This is a genomic window from Glutamicibacter endophyticus (genome assembly GCF_048457885.1).
GTDB lineage: Bacteria > Actinomycetota > Actinomycetes > Actinomycetales > Micrococcaceae > Glutamicibacter > Glutamicibacter endophyticus.
In genome coordinates, this window is sequence record NZ_CP174200.1 from 2,727,294 (window position 1) to 2,749,085 (window position 21,792).

Here is a 21,792-nt window from a genome sequence, read left to right on the forward strand (position 1 = left end):
AAACATTCGGTACTAGACGCCGATGGCGCTCTGGAATTCCGAGCTGAAGTTCATTTCTTCGTCGGCATCCAGGGTGCGAATGACATGGGCCTTGGTCAGATCCTCTTCGCTCGGGAAGATCAGGTGGTTATCCACCAGCTCCGGATCGATCTTTTCCATTTCTTCGCGGGCGCCTGCCACCGGGCAGATGTAGTTCACGTAGGCTGCCACCTCGGCGGCAATGGCCGGATCGTAGTAGAAGTTCATCAACTTCTCGGCATTGGTTTTATGCTTGGCAGCCACTGGGACCATGAGGTTATCGCTCCAGAGCGTGCCTCCGGCCTCCGGGAGCACGAACTCCCACTGGTCGTCGTTCTCGAAGTTCAGCTGCGTCAGGTCACCGGACCAGACGATACCGGCGATCGCGTCTCCAGAGATGAAGTCCTCCTTATAGGAGTTGCCTTTCACCTGACGGATCTGACCGTTGTCGATGTTATCGCGCAGCACATCCAGTGCCGCGCCAAACTCGTTATCGCCCCAGGAACCGGCAATGTCCACGCCATTATCGAGCATCAGCAGGCCCATGGTGTCGCGCATTTCGTCCAGCACGGTCACGCGGCCCTTGAGCGCCGGATCCCAGAGATCGGAGACATTCCTCAGCCCCTTGGGGAACTTCTTTTTATTCCAGGCGATACCGGCGTAACCGGACTGCCAGGTCAGCGAGTGCTTGCGTCCCGGATCGAAATCAACGTTCTGCAGGTTGGGTAGCAGGTTGGAAATGTTGGGAATGTTGGCGTGATCCAATTCCTGAGTGTAACCCTGTCGGATCATACGCGAGGCCATCCAGTCGGTCAGCGTGAAGATGTCCTTCCCGATGTCCTGCCCCGCCGAGAGCTGGCCTTGAACCTTGCCATAATAGGTGTCGTTGCCGTCGATATCTTCCGAGTAGGAGACCTTTATGCCGGTTTCCTTGGTGAACTTCTGCAACGTGGGATAGTTCTTCTTGGCGTCGTCGTAATCCAAGTACAGGGTCCAGTTTGCCCAGTTGACGGTTTTCTCGCTCTCCGACAGGTCCTCGACGCTGGGGGCCGGGGCTTTTGAACCGCCGGTGCCGGTGCCGCCGGTACCGCAGGCGGCCAAGAGTCCGGTTAAGCCCAACGCGCCTGCCGCGCCGAGCATCGAACGGCGTGACATCGAGCGGGAGCTCATCATGTTGACCAGGGCGCGGATCTGCGGGTCTTCGGGAAGTCGCCGGTGCGAGTTGGACATAATCCCATTCCTTACCTGTTGTGCACTTGGTGCCGCGACTGTGATACACGACACATCATTGCTGCGCACAATCCTGTCAGAAGCTGCGGGTCCACACAACCCTTTTCACGCATGAATCCATAAATGAACCTCGATCAGGACAATGAAAAGCTTTTTACATCGGGCCCTTTCGCAACTGAATCAGTAGCTGTAAGGTCATTGCCAAGCCCACCTGTAACGCGGCTCACAGTTCCGCGTTAGCAACCCCAGGGAGATTGATAAACGATGACACTGCCGTCCAACGGAACGCCCGGGCACACCATTGACGACGTGTCCAAAGAAATCATTGAACAGCTGCAAGAAGATGGACGCCGTTCCTACGCGGCCATTGGCAAGGCCGTCGGCCTCAGCGAAGCCGCCGTCCGGCAACGCGTCCAGAAACTCATTGACGGCCGCATCATGCAGATTGTCGCGGTAACCGACCCCCTGGAACTTGGCTTCACCCGCCAAGCCATGATCGGTGTGGTGACCGACAGCGATATCAACGACACTGCCGAGCGCATCGCCGAACTGCCCGAAGTCGACTACTGCGTGGTTACCGCGGGACCGGCGGATATTTTGGCGGAAGTCATTTGCGCCGACGACGCCGACATCCTGCGGGTGACCAGCAAGATCCGCGCCATCAAAGGTGTCAAAAGCACCGACACTTACATGTACCTCTCACTGAAAAAACAGGAATACAACTGGGGAACCCGATGAGCACAACACCTCGCGGCACCGACCGCCAGCAAGCCGCCCGTGACCACCTCTGGATGCATATGGCCCGCCATTCCGGGCTCTGCGAGGGTGGCACCGTTCCAATCATTACCCGCGGCGAAGGCCATAAGATCTTTGACGATGCCGGCAAGGAATATATCGACGGCCTAGCTGGCCTGTTTGTCGTCAACGCGGGCCACGGTCGCGCCGAACTGGCCGAAGTGGCCGCCAAGCAAGCAGAACAACTGGCCTTCATGCCGCTGTGGTCCTACGCCCACGAGCCGGCCATCGATCTGGCCGAACGCCTCGCCCACTACGCCCCGGGCGACCTGAACCGCGTCTTCTTCACCACCGGCGGTGGTGAAGCGGTGGAATCGGCCTTCAAGCTGGCCAAGCAACACTTCAAGATGAAGGGGCAGCCGGGTAAGACCAAGGTCATCTCTCGCGCGTTGGCCTACCACGGCACCCCGCAGGGCGCCCTGGCGATCACCTCCCTGCCAGGCATGAAAACCCCCTTTGAGCCGCTGGTCCCGGGCACCTTCCGCGTGCCGAACACCAACTTCTACCGGGCCCCGGAGATGTACTCGGATAACGAGAAGGACTTTGGACTCTGGGCCGCCGAGCGGATCCGCGAGGCCATCGAGTTCGAGGGCGCCGAATCGGTCGCCGCGGTCTTTCTCGAGCCCGTGCAAAACTCGGGCGGCTGCTTCCCGCCACCACCGGGCTACTTCGAACGAGTGCGCGAAATCTGCGACGAATACGACGTGCTGCTGGTCTCCGACGAAACGATCTGCGCCTTCGGCCGCATCGGCTCGATGTTCGCCTGCAATGACTTCAACTACGTTCCCGACATCATCACCAGTGCAAAGGCGCTGACCAGCGGGTACGTCCCCTTGGGCGTCATGGTGGTTTCGGACCGGCTCTTCGAACCCTTCAGCAAGGGCGATACCACCTTCTACCACGGTTACACCTTCGGCGGGCACCCGGTGGCCGCCTCGGTAGCCATGGCGAATCTCGATATCTTCGAGCGCGAAGGACTGAACGAGAACGTCAAGAACAACGCCGCGAACTTCAAGGCCACCCTGGAAAAACTCAAGGACCTCGAAATCGTCGGCGACGTGCGCGGTGCCGGCTACTTCTACGGCATCGAACTGGTCAAGGACAAGAGCACCAAGGAAACCTTCAACGACGACGAGTCGGAGCGGTTGCTACGGCAATACCTCTCCCCTGCCTTGTGGGAGGCGGGACTCTACTGCCGCGCCGATGATCGCGGGGACCCGGTCATTCAGCTGGCACCACCGCTAACCATTGGCCAGCCCGAGTTCGACCAGATCGAGTCGATTTTGCGTACGGTGCTCTCGGAGGCCGCAAACAAGATCTAACCGCCGAACTGGCTGGAACCGCCGACGCGACGATCGCATCCCGATCGTCACGTCGGCGGTGTTCGTTAAACCAGTTGGCCTCTATGTACGCCCCGGGCCAAGCGCCCCGGAACCTAGGCACCGAGGGAGAGTCCGGCCTCCCGGCGCTGCTGTCCTAGGGACACGGCTTGCGCGAGTTGCGCTAGGGCACGCTCGCTGGCTTCGAATCCCATGCAGGCATCGGTGATGGACACCCCGGGAACCAGCGCGCTCGGCTCATCGACACCCGGTGTGAACTTCTGTGCGCCGGCTTCCAAGAAGCTTTCGGCCATCACTCCGGCGATCGGTGCCTCACCCGAGGCGATCTCGGTGGCCAACTCCTCGAGCACCACGGCCTGACGCACATGATCCTTGCCCGAGTTCGCATGCGAAGCATCCACGATCACCCGCCCGTTGGCCCCTGCCGCGCGCATGGCTGCGGAGGCCTGCTCGATCTGCGCCCGCGAGTAGTTGGGGCCGCTGGCTCCCCCACGCAGGATCAGGTGAGTGGCGGAGTTGCCCTCGGTGCTGCGCTGGCTGATGCGGCCGTGCTCGTCCACACCCACGAAACTTTGCGCGGCCGCGCTGGCCTGGCAGGCATCGATGGCCACCTGGAAGCCGCCGTCGGTACCGTTCTTGAAACCCACGGGCATCGGCAATTCCGCAACGAGCTGCCGGTGCACCTGGCTTTCGGTGGTGCGCGCACCGATCGCGCCCCAGGAGACGAGGTCCGAGAGGTACTGTGCGGTCAGCGGCTCGAGGAACTCGGTGGCGGTGGGCAATCCAAGCTCGGCCACGTCACGCAGGAACCGGCGAGCTACCTGCAGGCCGCGGGCCATATCGTGGCTGCCGTCTAGCGCCGGATCGTTGATCAGTCCCTTCCACCCTACGGTGGTGCGCGGCTTCTCAAAGTAGCTGCGCATCACGATCAGCAAGTGCTCACGGTGCTGCTGCGCGAGTCGGGCCAGGTTCCGTGCGTACTCCAGCCCCTGCTTGGGGTCGTGAATTGAGCAGGGGCCTACGATCACCAGCAGACGCGTATCGACACCGTCAAGAATGGCCCGAATTTCCTGACGAGCCCGCTGCACCCGGTAGCGTGCCACCTCATCGAGCGGAAGCTGAGCGCTCAGCTCGGCCGGGGTGGGCAGGACGGTACTGGTAGTGGACGCGGTAGCGGCGATGGTGTTCATTGCGAGGGGGCCTTTCGACATGGTCAGGCTCCACCGCGGGGACCAGCAGAGCCTTGGGTAAACAAAAGGACCGTGGGCAGTTGCCCCGGTCCTATCGGCTCTGAAGGTAAGTTGGATGCGCTAAATAGACGCGGGCCCCTCCAGAGCCGACGCAAAATAGCTATACCAACGATTGATCATGGCGACTACGGTACTCGTGCGAGGCGAGATTTCCAAAGTTGCCCGGCTCAACAGTGCGTCATGTAAAACTAAACCTCAGGTGAAAGCCGCAATCTCGGATAGAACTACGATTCCCTTGGTCACCCGTGGACCCACCGGTATCGGTGTTCCGGGCGTCCGGCCGAACCATAGCGCGGGCGCAGTTCCACCTGCCCGCGACGCTGTAGCAGATCCAGATACCGGCGCGCACTGACCCGCGAAACACCACAGGCGTCGGCGACCTCGGCTGCGGAAATATCGTGCTCGGTGCCACGCACGGATTCGGCGATGAGATCCAAGGTGGCCTGGGCATAACCCTTGGGCAGGGACTGGGGTGGGGCTTCCGGAGCTTGCGCGGGTGCCGCCTCTGGGCTCGCTTGCAGTAGGGCATCGATTTCGGACTGCGCCAGCCGTTCGGGCTGGGCGAGGCGGGACTGGCGGAACAGTTGCAAGCGCTGCCGGAAGTCCTCCACCGAGAAGGGTTTGACCAGATATCCGTCGACCCCTTGCCCAATGGCCGAGCGCACCGTGGGGGCATCGGCGGCCGCGGTGATCATGATGACCCCCACCTGGCTGAAGCGGGCGCGAATTTCGGTGAGCACCGCAACCCCATTGCCATCGGGAAGGTGCACGTCAAGCAGGATCAGGTCGGTCTGCGGATGTTCCTCTAAATAGGACAGCGCTTCGGCGGCCCGTGCGGCGGTACCGGCCACGGCGAAGCCCTCGGTGGACTGCACGAACAGTTCGTGCATGGCCAGCACGTCCGGGTCGTCATCAACGATCAGCGTCTGGAACTCAGTCAATGCTCGGCTCCCCCTTTCGGTCCGTCAGTGGCCATTGCACGGCAAATTGCGCCCCGCCTAATGATGAGTCGGTGACCTCTATTCTTCCACCCCGTCGCCCGACGATCCGCTGCACCAGCGCCAGTCCGATTCCATGGGCCTGTTCACTTTGATCTTTGCTGCTCACCCCGCGTTTGAAGATGCGATCCACCTGATCTGGCGGGACGCCCGGGCCACTGTCTTCCACGACCAGCCGCAGCTGAGTGTGCTCAAGTTGCACCAGTACGCGCACCCGTCCCCCGTCACCGGCCGCCTCGATCGCATTGCTCAGCAGGTTACCTAAAACGGTCAACAGATCCTCATCCGCCGTTGCGCCCTCGGCGACGGCCGATTCGCTGGCGAGTTCGACACTCACCCCGGCCTCCCGGGCCACCGCGGCGTTCGCGGAGAGCACCCCGGCTAGCCCCGGATCCGGTAGTTCGGCCACGCCACGATCCAGCGGACCGGCGATACGGGCAATATATTCTTGCGCCTTCTCGTGCGCCCCGACCGAAAGATAACCGGAGAGCACATGCAAACGGTTGGCGAATTCGTGGGTTTGCGCGCGGAGCGCGTCGGCCAGTCCACGCTGTCCGGCGAGCTCACGCAGGGAGGTCTCCAGCGCGGTCCGATCTCGCAGCGTGAGGGTGTAACCGGCATCCTGCTGCGTGGCACCGGCGACCGCATTACGTCGCGACACCACCAGCACGCGTTCACCGACCAAGACCTGGCGGGAGCCTTCCTCCGGCATCGGGCCCAGCAGCGGATCGAGCACCTCCTCGGCCGGTTTGCCCACCACCGAGTCGCGCAAGCCAAGCAGGGTTTCGGCCTCACCGTTACACAGCGTGATGCGACCGGCCGGGCCTACGCCCAGCACCCCATCGCTGACCGCATACAGCAGCGCGTTTTGCGATTGCAGCAGACCGGAGACTTCTTCTGGCTCCACGCCGAAAATCCGCCGTCGGATGGCCCGTGCGGCGGAAAGGCTCAGGAGCGTGCCGAGCCCCGCCGCACCCAAGATCCACGGCGCGAAGCCGGCCACGATGCCGTTGAGCTGTGCGCGCACTTCACTTTGGAGGATGCCCACCGAAATGGTGCCGATAATCGTCTCACCATCGTAAATCGGTTGTTTGACGCGCAGGGTGGGGCCCAACGTGCCGGACTCGACCCCGAGGAAGGTTTCGCCCTGGCGTACCAGCGAATGGTCGGTGGACACCGGCTGGCCGATGCGCTCAGGGTCCGGGTGTGAAACACGGATATTATCCAGCCCCACGACCACCACGTAATCCACCCCCGAAACCTCCCGGGCCAGCTGGGCGATCGGGGCGATCACGGAGACCGCGTCCTTGGTGTTCAGCGCCTCGATCACTTCGGGTTCATTGGCGACATTGGTCGCGACCGTACTGGCCCGCCCGTAGGCCTGCTCTTGGACTCGATGGTCTTCCTCGAGCATCACAATCACGGCGACCACCAGCACCACGGCCAGCACGATAAGCACTTGTAAACCGGCCAATTGCAGGCGCAATCGATGACGCCGTGGCGGCGTGCCGACCGTGGATTTCATCTGCTGCCCCTCGGCGTTAACTTTATTTTTCTTATGGTACCTATGACCCAAACCGCGAATCCCGTAGTGGCGCGCATCACTTCATGCGAAGGTATCTAGGACGACTCCGGGAGACCGGAACCCATTCATCACTCGAACCCTACGGATAGCTATGAGCAAGCACAAAACAAAGAACGTGATCTTTTTGGTCGCCAGCGTTCTGATCACCGCGCTAGCGCTGGTGACCTCGGCCGCCTCCGGCGGTGAGAGCACCGTACGCTCGAAACTCGTGATCATGGCCCCGGCCTCCCCGGGCGGCGGCTGGGACGGCTTCGCCCGCGAGGCCCAGGCGGCCATCAAGTCCGACGGCATCAGCAATAACGTCCAGGTGGTCAACGTCCCCGGAGCTGGCGGCACCATCGGCCTGAGCCAGTTTGCCCAGATGCATGGCCGCTCGGACATGCTGATGGTCACCGGCGGCGTGATGATCGGCGCGATCGAACTCGCCGATTCCGGTACCTCTCTCGACGACGTCACCCCGATCGCTCGCCTGGCCGATGACTATGCGGTCATCGTGGTCCCCGGCGACTCGGAACTGAAGACTCTGGACGACTTCGTGCAGGCCTGGAAGAAAAACCCCGGCGGCACCTCGATCGCCGGCGGTTCGCTCGGCGGCATCGACCATCTGCTGATGGGTATGGCCGCCCGAGAGGTGGGCCTCGACCCGCAGAAGATGAACTACATCCCCTACTCCGGCGGTGGCGAGGCCATCACCTCGGTGCTCTCGGGAACCACCACGGCCGCCGTCTCCGGCTATAACGAACTAGCCGATCAGATCGAAACCGGAAGCCTTCGCGCGTTGGCCATTAGCTCCGAAGAACGCCTTTCCGGTGTTGACGTACCCACCTTCAAGGAGGGCGGCGTCGACGCCTCCATGGCGAACTGGCGTGGCTATGTTGCAGCCCCCGGCATCACCGCGGAGCAAAAGGCCGAACTTGAGCAGATTGTGGCCGAGTTCCATGCCACCGACCAGTGGAAGGACGCCGTCGCCCGCAACAACTGGACCGACAGCTACATGGTCGGCGAGGAACTCGACGAATTCCTGACTCAGGAAATCGCCACCACCAAGGAACTCGTGGAAGGACTGGGACTGTGAGCACCACGCAGAGCACCTCAACCTCGGCCGATACGGTACGGATCACCGGGTTCTTCTCCGGCCGCAGCGAACTGGTGGTGACCGCCCTGCTGCTGGTATTGGCCACCGCGCTGTCCATCGGCACCGCCACCATGAACGTTATGGGCGACACGGTTCCCGGTCCCCAGTTCTTCCCCGCCATCGTGTGCGTCCTGCTGTACGCGTTGGCCGTAGCCCACGGCATATCCGTGCTACGCACCCGGCGCTTCCCGCAGGGCGCGGACAGCAGCAACCCGGATTTCTCGGCCGAGATGCTGGCCGAAATGGGCGACACCGAGCGTGCCGAGGTGTTCGGTTCCAGCTCCGAACGCCCTCGTCGCACGGGCCGAGTACGCATGTACTCCGACTGGAAGACCATCGGCTGGATCGTCGGCGGCATCGCCGCATTTATTCTCATGCTGCCGGTCCTCGGCTGGATCATCTCGGCCGCCGGATTGTTCTGGGTGATCTGCAAGGCCTTCGGTAGCGCCCGACCACTGTTCGACCTCGGGGTCTCGTTCACCGTGTCCTCGATCAGCTACCTGGCCTTCGGTGTCGGGTTGGGGCTCAGCCTGCCCACCGGCTTTCTAGGAGGTTTGCTCTAAGATGGATCAGCTCAATCATCTAATGGAAGGCTTTGCCGGGGCGCTGACCCTCGCAAACCTGATGTGGGTACTGATCGGTGCCCTCTTGGGCACCGCGGTAGGTGTCCTGCCCGGCCTCGGATCGTCCATGGCGGTCGCGCTGTTGCTGCCGGTGACCTTCAGCCTGGATCCCACGGCCGCGTTCATCATGTTCGCCGGCATCTATTTCGGTGGCATGTTCGGTGACTCGACCGCCGGCATTCTGCTCAATACCCCCGGTGCGTCCTCGGCGATCGCCACCACCTTTGAAGGCCACAAGATGGCCAAAAGCGGCCAGGCGGCCCGTGCTCTGGCCACCGCCGCCATGGGCGCCTTTATCGGCGGGCTGATCGCCACCACGCTCGTGGTGTTCTTCGCCCCTTCGTTGGTCAAGCTCGCCACCGCCTTCGGGCCGGCCGAATACTTCGCATTGGCGATCTTTGCCTTCGTGGCGATTTCCTCGGTGGTTTCCGAGTCGATCATTAAGGGTCTCAGTGCCCTGGCCATCGGTTTGGTACTGGCCCTGATCGGCGTGGATGGCATCTCCGGTACCGTGCGCTACACCAGCGGCCTGCCGCAGCTCTTCGACGGCCTATCCATTGTGGTGATCACCGTGGGTCTCTTGGCCCTCGGCGAGGTGCTGCATGTGGCCTCGCGTGTGCACCGCGATCCAAGCGCCATGCGCATCCCCTCCAGTGGACGCATTCGACTCAGCGGCGCCGACTTCCGCAAGGCGCTACCGGCCTGGCTGCGTGGCACCGCCTTCGGCTTGCCCTTCGGTGTCATTCCGGCCGGCGGCGCCGAAATCCCTACCTTCTTGGCCTACGGCACGGAGAAGCGTTTGGCCGCCAAGCGCAAGGACCCGGAATTCGGCACCACCGGGTCCATCAATGGCGTGGCCGCCCCGGAAGCCGCCGGCAACGCCACCGCCGGCATGGCCATGGGTGCACTGCTGGCGCTGGGACTTCCCGTGTCGGCCACCGCCGCGCTGATGATTGCCGCCTTCCAGCAGTACGGCATGCAGCCGGGCCCGCTGTTGTTCGAACGCTCGGGCGACATGGTCTGGACCCTCTTGGCCTCGCTGTTCGTCGGCCTTGTGATGCTGTTGATCATCAATATGCAGTTCGCCGGACTGTGGGCCAAGCTGCTTCTGGTTCCACGCCACTACCTCTATGCCGGTATCACCGTACTGTCGATGCTCGGTGTCTACGCGGTCAGCTCCTCGCTGATCGACCTGTGGTTCCTGTTGGCCATCGGACTGCTCGGGTTCATGATGCGCCGCTACCACTTCCCGGTCGCCCCGGTGCTGATCGCCGTAATCCTCGGCCCCTTGGCCGAAACCTCCCTGCGTCGCGCACTGACGGTCTCCGAAGGTAGCTTGGCCTACCTGGTCTCCTCGCCGGCGACGATCATCATGTATCTGCTGCTGGCCGCCGCCGTGGTGCTGACCTTGATCAAGCATGCGGCGAGCCGACGCAAGCTCCGCGCCGAGGCGCAGGTATTGCAGGATTCCTAAGCTCGCTTGAGCACCATGCCCGTGGGCCGGGCCGACCACCATCTGGTCGGTTCTGGCCCACGGGCATTTTTATGCCTGATTCCACGGCGCTGGTGGCACGGGCGCAAGCACCGGCCAATCGGTGCCGTAGCCCTAGCGTCGATGAGCCCATGCGACCGCATTTCTCAAAGGATTTTCCAGACTCCCGCAGAACTCTTCCCAGCCCGGTGCCGGAGGGCTAGGCTGGGGCCATTGAACCGGTCAGGCGATCTGTCCTGCGCGGCGTATCGCCGGCGAGCGCTAAGGATCCGTTATGGCCACAGAGCAGAATCAACCATCGGCAACCGTCGATGCCGCCACGGCCCGCGAGGTCGCGGAGGCTTCCCGCGAACAGGGCTGGGAACGCCCAAGCTTTGCCAAGGGCATCTACATGGGCGAGGTGGACTTCTCGCTGGTCGACCCGATGCCGGTGCCCGATCCCGAAGCGTCCGCGCGCGGTGCGGAGTTTCTGGTTCGGCTCGATGAACTGCTCGAGGCGCTGGATCCCCAGATCATTGAGCGCGAGGGACGCATTCCCGATGAGGCCATAGCCGGTTTGCGCCGTATCGGGGCCTTCGGCATGAAGATTCCTCGCGAGTACGGCGGCCTGGGTTTAAGCCTGCTCGACTACGGCCGGGCGTTGATGAAGGTTGGAGCCGTCAGCCCCGCCATTGGCGCTCTCCTCTCGGCACACCAATCGATCGGCGTGCCCGAGCCGGTCAAGAGCTTCGGTAGCCCGGAGCAAAAGCAACGCTACCTTCCGCGCTGTGCGGCCGGAGCCATCTCGGCCTTTCTGCTCACCGAAAACGACGTAGGCTCCGATCCGGCACGGCTAGGCACCAAGGCTCGGCTCAGCGCCGACGGTACGCACTATGTGCTCGACGGGGCGAAATTGTGGACCACCAACGGGGTGGTCGCCGAACTCCTGGTGGTGATGGCCGCAGTGGAATCGCATGAGGCGCTCGGGGATCAGCCAGCCTCACGCGGCGGGATCACCGCGTTCATCGTTCAGGCCGACGCTCCGGGGATCACCGTGGAGAACCGCAACGAGTTCATGGGATTGCGCGGTATCGAAAATGGGGTGACCCGCTTCCGTCAGGTTAAGGTGCCGGTGGCCGACCGGCTCGGTGCCGAAGGTAGCGGCCTGAAGATTGCCTTGAGCACGCTGAACACCGGGCGACTATCTATCCCGGCGATGTGTGCCGGAGCGGGCAAGTGGGCCACCAAGATCGCCCGCGAATGGTCCGCCGCCCGAGTCCAATGGGGGCACCCCATCGGTGAACATCAGGCGGTGGCGAGCAAGTTAGCTCGTATTGCAGCCAGCACCTACGCACTAGAGGCAATCTTCGAGTTAAGTGCCTCGCTCGCCGATGCCGGGATGAAGGATGTGCGCATCGAGGCGGCGCTGGCCAAGCTTTACAGCTCGGAACTGACCTGTACGATCGTCGATGACCTGTTGCAGATACGTGGCGGTCGCGGTTTCGAAACCGCCGCCTCGCAGCGTGCCCGCGGTGAACGGGCGGTGCCGGTGGAACAGCTGTGGCGCGATTTGCGTATCAACCGGATCTTCGAGGGTTCCACCGAAATCATGCACCTGCTGATCGCCCGGGAAGCCGTCGACGCGCACCTGCAGGCGGCCGGCGACCTAGCCAAAGCCGATGCGACTGGTCAGGAAAAGCTCAAGGCCGCGGTGGAGGCCGGCGGGTTCTATGCGCGCTGGTTGCCAAAGCTAGCCGTGGGTCGCGGTACCGTCCCTACCAGTTACCTCGGCTACGGCCCGCTGGCCCGGCATCTGCGATATATCGAGCGTTCCGCGCGGCGGCTAGCACGGCAAACCTTTGTCGGGATGGCTCGCTGGCAGGCTGGACTGGAGAAAGAGCAGGTCTTCCTGGGGCATATTGTCGACATTGGCGCCGAACTTTTCGCGATGACGGCGAGCATCGCCAAAACCAACCAGCTGATTCATGACGGGGCCGAACACCGGTTCGCCGCCGAGGCGTTAGCCGGTGCCTTCTGTGAGCAGGCCCGACTTCGCTGCGAGCAGCACTTCGAGCAACTCTTTAACAACAGCACCGCCAGCGATGACGAGCTCAGCCGGCAACTGCTCGACGGGGATTTCCGCTGGCTCGAAGAGGGCGTGCGCGATGTTTCCGAGGGCACCGGGGCGTGGATCGCGCCGTGGAGCGAAGCACCGCAAGAGGATCGTCGCCGCCCGTATGCCGACGGATCGGAGTCCTAGGCCTTGTAGCGTTCGTAGAGTGTATCGACCAGCAAGGCCAGGGTCTCCCCCATGGAGCTATAGCGGGCATCGGATAGGTACTGTAATTGCAGCCCATCTAACGCCCCGATCAGGAGCCGCGCGATTTCCTCCGCCGGTGCGTCGGCGCGCAGCTCCCCGGCGTCAATTGCTTCTTGGCAGGACTGCACCATCATGCGGCGGGCATTCTCGTGGTGATCCAATAGCCATTGCCGGGCGGGGTGTTCCGGGTTGGTCGCCTCGGCCGCCATCGTGGTGTAGAGCCGCAGCATCCGTGGTTGCCGCTCATTATGCCGCGCCAATTCCACGAGCCAGCGGAAATGGCCCCAACCGGTGGCCACCTTGTACTCGGAGACCAGATTCACATTTTGCATATCCAGCTCATCACGCCGATGCAGGATCGCCTCCAGGAGCTGATCCTTGGTGGCGAAGTAGTGGGCAAGGCCGGTGGGACTCAACGAGCAGGCCCGGGCCACCATCGACATGGTCACCCCGTAGTAGCCGTGCTCGATAAATAGTTCGGTGCTATCCGCGAGGATCTGCTCGCGCCGGGCTTCCGAGTCCGCCCCCTTCGGGCGTCCACTTTTCACTCGACCCCGCGTCCGCTCTGCTGCCACCGATTGCCTCCTGCCCGAAGTTTCCCGCCCTATAGTCCTTAATAGCCTAAGGGTGGCCGGCGTCGAACGACGCACCGGCCACCCTTAACGTGCGTACGGACTATCGGCGCAGTTCGGCCCGGATGTCGGCCAACGAACGGGCCACCAAGTAGCTGCCCTGCCCCACCGGCTCAAAGTGACCGGCCGTCTCATCCCAACGGCGCAACATCCGCTGGTCGATCCGCACCCGTACGCTAGCGCTTTCACCGGCGGCGACGACAACGCCCTGATAACCCACCAACCGCACCGGCTGGCTCTGATCATCGGGCCGGAAGTACAGCTGGACGGTTTCCCGGCTGGTCCGCGTCCCGGTGTTGGTCAACTCCACCTGCACCGCCTCCTCGTCCAAGGTTGCCGCGGTGTACTGCCACTGCCCATACCCCAACCCGTGGCCGAAGTAGAACAGAGGCTCGGCGGCATGACCCGCGGCGTATCCGCGGTAGCCGATGAACGAGCCATCGGTGTAGTCCAGACGCAGCTGCTCATCGGGTTCGGTCCCCCAGGCGGGGGCGGCCCCGTCGGCACTTGGGTAACTGGTCACCAGACGACCGGTGGGTTCTGCCACGCCGGTGAGCACCTCGGCCACCGCGTGACCGCCCTCTTGGCCGGGCAGCCCCACCACCAGCACCGCATCGACCTCATCGAGCCACGGCATCAGGACCGGGGTGGCGGCGTTGAGCACCACCACGGTGCGCGGTGCCACCGCGGCCACCGCGCTGACCAACGCGTCCTGGGCACCGGGTAGCGCAAGTGTCTGCTTATCGGCGGCCTCGGTCTCATCTTCCTCGGTCAGCCCGACCACGACCACCGCGGTTTCGGCCGCTGCGGCCTGCTGGGCCGCCTCGGCAATCAACTGCTCATCGCTGGCGTGAATTGGGGTTGCCACGAGGGCAAACTTGCCGAAGGAGCTGAACCCAGCCATATGGGACTCGGGAACAATGTTGAACCGCGGGTCCTCGAGTAGGCGGTTGGTGCGCTCCGAGTCCTGAAGCTCGACGCTGGCGCTGACCACGCTGCCCGGCGCGACCTCGACAACCTGCTCGAACGCTGGCGGGCGCAACACGGCCTCCCCTGGATCGTCGGTGACGAAATCGCTCTGGCTACCTAGCCGGCCGGGTGCGCCATCGCTTCCGAGGTATTCCACAGTCCAGTTCCCCGCGCCAATGCCGCCAAGGCGCAGGGACTGCGTCTGCTCGCCAACCTTGGCCCGGAAGGTCACCCGCGCCGGAATTTGCTCCATCTCATCGTCCCAACCCACCGAGATCTCAGGGACGGTCGAGTGCACCGAAGAAATCAGGGTACCGTCGGCGGCGTAGTAGCTGACCTCGAGGCCCGGGGCCCCGGTTTCGGGGTGGCTCACTCTCAGCGGATCCACGGCCAGCGGGCGACGCCGGGTCCACGGGCCACTGGCTACGCTCAGCCGTTCACCGATGCGTTCGCTCAGCCCCTGGGCGATGCCGACCTGATATGGCGGGGTCACAATGGCCGAGCCGCCGCCCATCAGCTGGGTGTCGGTGGCCGGGCGGCCGCTCAATGCCACGGTTCCCGATTCGAGCGGCAGCACCTGTCCTTCATTCTTCAGTACCACCATGCCGCGCGTGGCGATTCGCTTAAGCTGCTCGGCCCGGGCCGGGTCGGAGGCGGTAGGCAGGTCGGTCGGGAAACTCCGATGGCCACGTCCGTCAGTATCAAGCGCACCGGTGCGTTCGGCGAGCAACAGCAGGCGCGCGACATGTTCATCAATGGTCTGTTCGCTAACTTCGCCGCGTTCCACGGCCGCCACCAGATGCTCGCCCCAAGGCCCTCCCTGCGGCATGATCAGATCCAGCCCGCCGTTGGCAGACTCGGCGGTGTGCTTGGTGGCGAACCAGTCGGACATGATCAATCCATCCCAGCCCCATTCGCCCTTGACGATCTGATTTTGCACGTGGTCCTGCTCGGTGGCCGGCACGCCGTTCACGTCGTTGTAGGCGGCCATCATCGAGTACGGGTGGGCGTCCTGCACCGCAATTTCAAACGGGGTTAAGTAGACCTCGCGAAGCGTCGCTTCGGAGAGCCGTGAGTCCATGAAGTTGCGCATGATCTCGGATTCGTTGGCCACAAGGTGCTTAAGGCACGCCCCGGTGCCGCCAGCCTGCATCCCCTTCACATAGCCGGCGGCGGTACGCCCGGTCAGGTAGGGGTCTTCGGAGTAGGCTTCGAACAACCGGCCGCCCAAGGGGGTGCGGTGCAGGTTGATCGTGGGCCCAAGCACGACGTGGATCTGCTGGCGGGCCGCTTCCTCGGAGAGCAGTTCTCCGACTTCATAGGCGATCTCATCGTCCCACGATCCGGCGATCAAGGTGGCGTTGGGCACCAGCGCCACAGCTTCGCCGCCGTAGAACTTCAAACCGCGCACCCCGGTGGGACCGTCGGAGAAGGCCATTTCCGCCAGGCCGATGGAGTCGTTTCCCGGAAGCGTGAACGCCGTTTCGCCGGTGAGCAGGCGCACCTTTTCGGCAAGCTCCAACCGGTTGAGCAGGCCCCGGTAGTTATCCACGAGACTTGCGGTGCTGTTATGAGTGGTGACGGTCATGGAACTTCACTTCACTTTCTTGATCGGAAGAATAATCAGGGCGCCGATAATCGAGGCGACGGCCGCCACGGTGAGCAGCAGGCCGTAGTTGGCGGCACCGGCCGGGGCGGCGGTGGCCAGCAAAAAGCCACCGAGGTACGGGGCGAGCGACTGCGGGCCGGCGTTAGCCATATTGAAGACGCCCAGATCCTTGGCGGCGTCCTTCGGGTTCGGTAGCACGGAGAGCACAATGGCCATATCCACGCCCATGTAGATGCCCATGGCCGCACCGAGTAGGGCCTCGACGATGAAGAAGTGCCCGACGCTTTCGACGTGGAAAAGCAGGTAGGTGCCGATGCCGAAAAGCGCCACGGAAACGATGACGGGCAGTTTGCGGTGTCCGGTCTTATCGGAGATCCAGCCGACCAGGTAACCAACCGGCACCAGTGCAATGGTGTAGATCAGCACGCCCTGAGCCATAACGGCCGCGCCGGTGGCCTCATCCAAAGACAAGCGCTCCATCAGGAAGGGCAGGCGGAAGGTGGTGAAGAGGAACGAGGCCAGAATGACCAGGAAGCGTTGCCACCAGACCAGCGCGAACTCCGGGTGCTTGCGCGGGCTCACCCAGAAGGTCCGCAGGATCTCGAGCACATCGAACTTCGGTGGCTGTTCGGTGAGCACCGGGTCGGGCAGCACCGCCGCGTACAGCACCACGGCCAGCACGCCGATAAGGCCCGGGACCAGGAACAGGGCGCTCATATTGGCGGTGAACAGGGTGGCGATCCAGACCGCGCCGAGAATTCCGACGTTCTGCATAATGCCCACCACGGCAGAGACCCGCGCGTACTGCTTTTCCGGTAGTTGGTCGGCCAGCGTGGCCATGAAGGCACTCAGTGCGGCGTTGGCACCGAGCTGGGTGACAAACCAGCCGATGGTCAGGCTCAGTATCCCGGTGCCGACCGAAATCAGCCAAAGACCCAACAACATCACCAAGGCCCCGCCCACCAACCAGGGCCGGCGGCGGCCGAAGCGTGAACGAGTGCGGTCGGAAAGCCGACCGAAAAAGACGTTACCGAAGGCCGCGGCGATGGCGCCGGTACCGAGGATGATACCGATCATCGAGGTCGCCGGCATGCTGGGGTTCTCGAGGCTCCCGACCTTCAGCGCCATCGAGACCATCACCGGTCCGAGCAATGCGACAAAGATTCCAAATTGGGCAAGTGCCAGCAAGGCAACAAACCAGACTGGCTTGGATTCGGTGGGGCGCTCCCCCACCGGAGGCGGGGCGATGCGGCTCATCCCGATCCGCGGAGCCATGGTTTTGTGGTTGGGAATCGACATTGATCCAAAACCCTTCATGAGGTGCAAGCGAGTGCTTTTATAGTGAATAGTTGCCAATAACTATTACATGAGTTCAAAGGGCTCACAAGAGGATGTTGCAAGCAAATTTGACGATCACCGGGTGGAGAAAAGTGGGCCATGTCACCGACCACATATGGTTGATTGGCAGAGGAAAATTTTCGCGCGGCCAGGGCCGGGCTCGACCACCAGCGGCCGTTGAAAAGTCGATCGGCGCCGGTGGCAGTAAAGCCTTCCGACGCCGACACGTAGCTCACCCGGCGAGGGGCCAGAGCATGAGGAGCCTTAGGACGGCTGCCTACAGGCAGCTGTCCAGTGGCAATGATTCGCTATATCTGGGCGCGGGAGAACTCCGAAGCCTCACGCACCTGTTCATCGCTCAGGGCAATGCCGGTGTAGCGTTCGAATTGACGAGCAGCCTGCAACGCGACCACCTCGGCACCGGTAATCACCGGCACCTGCTGTGCGCGCGCCTCACGGATCAGCGGGGTTTCGGCCGGGAAGGCCACCACATCGAACACCGTCGTCGCTTGGGCGATGTGCTCGACTCCGAAAGACAGTTCATCCGACTGGTCCCCGGTCATCCCCAGCGGGGTCACGTTCACCAAGACCTGGTGCCCCGGCTCCGGGTCTGCGCCCACCCAGCTATACCCGTACTTCTCGGCAAGGGCACGTCCGGCTGCTTCATTGCGGGCCAACACTGTAAGGTCCTCGAAGCCGGCGCCGCGGAAGGCCGCCACCACAGCCTTAGCCATCCCACCCGAGCCGCGCACCAGCACGCTGGAAGCCGGGTCCACCTTATGCGTTTCAAGTAGCGATGCCACGGCTTCGTAGTCGGTATTGGAGGCGGTGAGCACCCCGTTGTCGTTCACGATGGTATTGACCGATTCGATCGCGCGTGCCGATTCTTCGAGCTCATCCACCAGCTCGATCACCGCCTCTTTGAACGGCATGGACACCGAGCACCCGCGAATCCCCAGCCCGCGCACGCCAGCGATCGCCGCGGCGATATCCTCGGTACTAAAGGCCTTGTAAATGAAGTTCAGCCCCAACTGCTCATAGAGGTAGTTGTGAAATCGGGTCCCCAAATTGGACGGCCGTCCGGAGAGTGAGATGCACAGGGTCATGTCCTTATTCAGAATTGGCATGCCCTTATCATCTCAGTCTTGCCACGCGCGGGCTATTGCATGGCCCTGATGCTTTGACTGCGCACCTGAACGCATCGGCCCTACCCGTGAAGGCGATGCCACATCAAGGCCACATGAAGGCTCGTACGAGATTCGGCGCTTTGCAGCGACAACCCGAGCCGTTCCTCGAGCCGCGCGAGTCGGGCATACAGCGTAGGTCTCGAAAAATACCCGGCCTTGGCTAGTGCCGACTTGTTTCCGCCATGCTCTAGGTAGCGTTCGAGAAGTTCCAATGCCTCGTTATCGCCGGATTCGAGCAGCGGCCCCAATTCGGCGCGCACCAGCGCACGCATCCGCCCGTCGCCGCCCATGGCAGCAAGTACACCTCGTAACCTGAGGTCCGCAAAGCGGTAATAGGGTCTACTGCGAGTCGGCAGTGCCGTGACGATCTGCGCCACTTGCGCCGCTTCCTCCAGCTGGTGGGCGCAACCACTGATGCTCCGGCGTTCCTCAGCAACTCCAATCGCAATACTGGTCGATGCTTCTCCGTCCAGCTCTCGACAAAGCCTTTGCAGCTGAGTGGGGAGCTGCCCGAGCTCTGCGACCGGCCAAAGGGCCGCGATGAGACCGGCGCGAAACGAACCGGTGAGTGCGCCGACTCCCATGCGTTCGGCGACGCGGTCCAAAGCCTGAAGTACCCCGCGTTCGCGCAATTGAATCCGGGTAGGGGTCAGCTCCGCTCCTGGGCCGATAGCCACCACGATCGGAACATACCACTCCGCTTGATCCAGCCCAAGAGACGCGGCACGTACCTGCACCTCAGACTCGGCGAGCGAATGGGCCTGACCCAGCTCATGAAGTAGCGAGGTTCGCGCCTGAAACAGTAACTCTTGCTCGTCGCGGCCTGCCAGCCGCGAGATAGTCAAAGTTTGCCCCGCGCGTTCGAGAACCAGCGAGGCATTGGCGTCGTCATCAAGCTGTTGCGGCACCACGAGCCGACCCCATCGGCGGTGCGTGGCGCCCACGGGTGTCTGCAACCAGCGTTCCACGCCGCGGCTGCGACCCGTGCGCTCCGGGTAGGGCACAAACCTTGAGCGGCTTGTCCACTGGGCCAGCAGATCTTCGGGACTATCGCTTCCCGCGTGAGCCAGTACCCGATGACTCACATCCTCAAGCACCACAGGTGCACTCAGTAATTGTGCGGTGCGCGAGACGATTGTCCGCTCATCGGCCTCGTTCAGCGATAGTTCGGTATAGATTTCGTGCACCTTGCGGGAAAACTCCACGGCACGCAGTTGCTCGGCCATTAGGAGTTGGTGAATCACCTCGGTGATTCGCACGAACCGCACTCGTCGGCGCAACCAGACCACCGGAAAATCTAGGCCACCGCCCCAGCGCTGCAATAGTCGCGCCAGATCATCGGCACGTTCAGACATACCCGGAAGTATCTCGATCATCACGCCCACGGCCCCGGCCTGACGCAGTCCCTCGATGAACTGTCGCACGCTAGCTTCGTCGGCGGGCACATTGCGCAGGGTGGTCAACACCAACTCGCCACCGACAAGGAGCTCGATGGTGTCGGCCGCCTCGGTCATATGAACCCAGCGCACCTCGGCACCTAGTGCCGCCTGGCCACTAAGTATCACGGGGTCGGCGGATTCAACCTCGCTCAATGCCAACACGTCGCGCACTCGCAACTCGCCCAATACCGCCAGCCCCTTTACACAACGTCACGGATCTCTAAGAAATCATGACATAGTGCCAGTGTTCTACAACACATTTGTGGCGCAGGATGGGAGAAGAACACGACCCCAACGAAGGACATGATCATGACCATCACCCTGACCGACACCCTCCAGCACTGGGTCAACAACGCACCTTTCAGCGGCGATGGCGAGAGTCGAACCGGTAAGGTTTACAACCCTGCCACCGGCCAGGTCGCCCGTCAGGTTGCCTTCGCTTCGAAGGCCACCACAGAGGCGGCCATCGCAGCTGCCCACACCGCCGCCAAGGGATGGGCGGCCACCTCGCTGACACGACGCACCGCCATCATGTTCCGTTTCCGCGAACTCCTGGCCTCGCGCAAGAATGAGCTAGCTGCCATCATCACCGCCGAACATGGCAAGGTACTCGATGATGCCCTGGGCGAGGTCAACCGCGGGCTCGAGGTCGTTGAACTGGCATGCAACGCCGCCTACATGCTCAAGGGCGACTACACCGAGAGTGCATCGACCAACCTGAATGTGCACTCCTTGCGCCAGCCCGTGGGCGTCTCGGTCATCATCTCGCCGTTCAATTTCCCCGCCATGGTGCCACTCTGGTTCTTCCCGGTCGCCATTGCCTCGGGCAACGCCGTGGTGCTCAAGCCCAGCGAAAAGGACCCGAGCAGTTCGCAGTGGCTCGCCGAACTCATGAAGGAAGCCGGGCTACCCGACGGGGTGCTCAACGTGGTGCACGGAGATAAAGAAGCGGTCGATACGCTCTTGACCGATCCGCGTGTTTCCTCGGTATCCTTCGTCGGATCCACCCCGATCGCGCAGTACGTCTACTCCACCGGCACGGCCCACGGTAAGCGCGTCCAGGCCTTCGGTGGCGCGAAGAACCACATGCTTGTGCTACCCGACGCCGACCTTGATCTGGCGGCAGACATGGCCATCAACGCTGGCTACGGGGCAGCTGGCGAGCGCTGCATGGCAATCTCCGTGGTCGTGGCCGTTGAGCCCATCGCAGACGAACTCGTTGCGAAGATCGCCGAACGCTCGAAGAAATTGCGCGTTGGAGACGGTACCCGCGGCTGCGATATGGGCCCGCTCATCACCGGCGAGCACCGCGACAAGGTCGCCGGCTACATTGACGCGGGGGTCGACTCCGGGGCCGAACTGGTCGTCGATGGGCGCGGTGGGAACGTCGACGCGGACGGCGAAGGGTTCTTCTTGAATCCCACGCTCTTCGACAAAGTCACCCCCGATATGTCGATCTACACCGACGAGATCTTCGGTCCGGTGCTTTCAGTCGTACGCGTCGACAGCTTCGACGAAGGCATCGATCTGATCAATTCCAGCCCCTACGGCAACGGCACCGCGATCTTCACCAACGACGGTGGTGCGGCCCGGCGTTTCGAGAACGAAATTCAGGTCGGCATGGTCGGGATCAATGTTCCCATTCCAGTTCCGGTGGGTTACCACTCCTTCGGCGGCTGGAAAGCTTCGCTCTTCGGCGACCAGCACGCCTACGGACCGGAGGCCTTCAAGTTCTTCACGCGTAACAAGGTCGTCACCTCACGCTGGCTCGATCCGAGCCACGGGGGCATCAACCTCGGCTTCCCACAGAACGACTAACCACCACCGGATGATTTCGTACCAAGCGAAAGGGC

At 62.8% G+C, this 21,792-nt stretch carries 16 protein-coding genes; 7 read left to right on the forward strand and 9 right to left on the reverse strand.

All coding sequences use genetic code 11. The annotated features are described in order from the left end of the window. Positions 1-12 precede the first annotated feature (12 nt). Positions 13-1,248, reverse strand: a complete 1,236-nt coding sequence (locus ACJD00_RS12720; protein ID WP_418907300.1) for a polyamine ABC transporter substrate-binding protein — start codon at positions 1,246-1,248, stop codon at positions 13-15. A gap of 264 nt (positions 1,249-1,512) precedes the next feature. Between ACJD00_RS12720 and ACJD00_RS12725 the strand changes: the two genes are divergently transcribed. Both ACJD00_RS12725 and ACJD00_RS12730 read left to right on the forward strand, forming a co-directional pair. Continuing rightward, positions 1,513-1,986: an Lrp/AsnC family transcriptional regulator gene (locus tag ACJD00_RS12725; RefSeq protein WP_309405752.1), complete on the forward strand. Its 474-nt coding sequence runs from the start codon at positions 1,513-1,515 to the stop codon at positions 1,984-1,986. After that, positions 1,983-3,365, forward strand: coding sequence for an aspartate aminotransferase family protein (locus ACJD00_RS12730; RefSeq protein ID WP_418907301.1), 1,383 nt, complete (start codon positions 1,983-1,985; stop codon positions 3,363-3,365). The genes ACJD00_RS12725 and ACJD00_RS12730 overlap by 4 nt, the downstream gene beginning before the upstream one ends. Before the next feature lie 113 nt (positions 3,366-3,478). Here the strand turns inward: ACJD00_RS12730 and ACJD00_RS12735 are convergent, their stop codons facing one another. From ACJD00_RS12735 to ACJD00_RS12745, 3 genes are all read right to left on the reverse strand, one after another. Further along, positions 3,479-4,594: a 3-deoxy-7-phosphoheptulonate synthase gene (locus ACJD00_RS12735; protein ID WP_418907302.1), complete on the reverse strand. Its 1,116-nt coding sequence runs from the start codon at positions 4,592-4,594 to the stop codon at positions 3,479-3,481. A gap of 278 nt (positions 4,595-4,872) precedes the next feature. Beyond that, a complete protein-coding gene (locus tag ACJD00_RS12740) occupies positions 4,873-5,574 on the reverse strand; it encodes a response regulator (RefSeq protein WP_418907303.1) in 702 nt (233 codons plus the stop codon). Then, positions 5,567-7,156 carry an ATP-binding protein gene (locus ACJD00_RS12745; protein ID WP_418907304.1) on the reverse strand — a complete coding sequence of 530 codons (1,590 nt, stop codon included), beginning with the start codon at positions 7,154-7,156 and terminating at the stop codon, positions 5,567-5,569. The genes ACJD00_RS12740 and ACJD00_RS12745 overlap by 8 nt, the downstream gene beginning before the upstream one ends. A gap of 151 nt (positions 7,157-7,307) precedes the next feature. Here ACJD00_RS12745 and ACJD00_RS12750 point away from each other — a divergent pair, with 151 nt between their 5' ends. From ACJD00_RS12750 to ACJD00_RS12765, 4 genes are all read left to right on the forward strand, one after another. Continuing rightward, positions 7,308-8,291, forward strand: a complete 984-nt coding sequence (locus ACJD00_RS12750) for a Bug family tripartite tricarboxylate transporter substrate binding protein (protein ID WP_418907305.1) — start codon at positions 7,308-7,310, stop codon at positions 8,289-8,291. Beyond that, the gene (locus tag ACJD00_RS12755) at positions 8,288-8,914 is read left to right on the forward strand and encodes a tripartite tricarboxylate transporter TctB family protein (RefSeq protein ID WP_418907306.1); all 627 of its coding nucleotides are present in this window, start codon (positions 8,288-8,290) and stop codon (positions 8,912-8,914) included. The genes ACJD00_RS12750 and ACJD00_RS12755 overlap by 4 nt, the downstream gene beginning before the upstream one ends. Position 8,915: 1 nt before the next feature. After that, positions 8,916-10,448, forward strand: coding sequence for a tripartite tricarboxylate transporter permease (locus ACJD00_RS12760; RefSeq protein ID WP_418907307.1), 1,533 nt, complete (start codon positions 8,916-8,918; stop codon positions 10,446-10,448). 292 nt (positions 10,449-10,740) lie between these two features. Beyond that, the gene (locus ACJD00_RS12765) at positions 10,741-12,705 is read left to right on the forward strand and encodes an acyl-CoA dehydrogenase family protein (RefSeq protein ID WP_418907308.1); all 1,965 of its coding nucleotides are present in this window, start codon (positions 10,741-10,743) and stop codon (positions 12,703-12,705) included. Here ACJD00_RS12765 and ACJD00_RS12770 read toward each other — a convergent pair. The 5 genes from ACJD00_RS12770 to ACJD00_RS12790 form a co-directional block, all read right to left on the reverse strand. Continuing rightward, positions 12,702-13,340, reverse strand: a complete 639-nt coding sequence (locus tag ACJD00_RS12770; protein ID WP_418907309.1) for a TetR/AcrR family transcriptional regulator — start codon at positions 13,338-13,340, stop codon at positions 12,702-12,704. The two genes, ACJD00_RS12765 and ACJD00_RS12770, sit on opposite strands and share 4 nt — an antisense overlap. Before the next feature lie 100 nt (positions 13,341-13,440). Next, the gene (locus ACJD00_RS12775) at positions 13,441-15,954 is read right to left on the reverse strand and encodes a beta-glucosidase family protein (protein ID WP_418907310.1); all 2,514 of its coding nucleotides are present in this window, start codon (positions 15,952-15,954) and stop codon (positions 13,441-13,443) included. Between the two features lie 6 nt (positions 15,955-15,960). Continuing rightward, positions 15,961-17,274 (reverse strand): MFS transporter, encoded by a 1,314-nt coding sequence (locus ACJD00_RS12780; RefSeq protein WP_418907311.1) that lies wholly within the window; start codon positions 17,272-17,274, stop codon positions 15,961-15,963. 347 nt (positions 17,275-17,621) lie between these two features. Next, positions 17,622-18,440, reverse strand: a complete 819-nt coding sequence (locus ACJD00_RS12785; RefSeq protein ID WP_418907312.1) for a shikimate 5-dehydrogenase — start codon at positions 18,438-18,440, stop codon at positions 17,622-17,624. Positions 18,441-18,520: 80 nt separating this feature from the next. Next, a complete protein-coding gene (locus ACJD00_RS12790; protein ID WP_418907313.1) occupies positions 18,521-20,125 on the reverse strand; it encodes a PucR family transcriptional regulator in 1,605 nt (534 codons plus the stop codon). 123 nt (positions 20,126-20,248) lie between these two features. Here ACJD00_RS12790 and ACJD00_RS12795 point away from each other — a divergent pair, with 123 nt between their 5' ends. Beyond that, positions 20,249-21,757 carry a CoA-acylating methylmalonate-semialdehyde dehydrogenase gene (locus tag ACJD00_RS12795; protein ID WP_418907314.1) on the forward strand — a complete coding sequence of 503 codons (1,509 nt, stop codon included), beginning with the start codon at positions 20,249-20,251 and terminating at the stop codon, positions 21,755-21,757. Positions 21,758-21,792 lie beyond the last annotated feature (35 nt).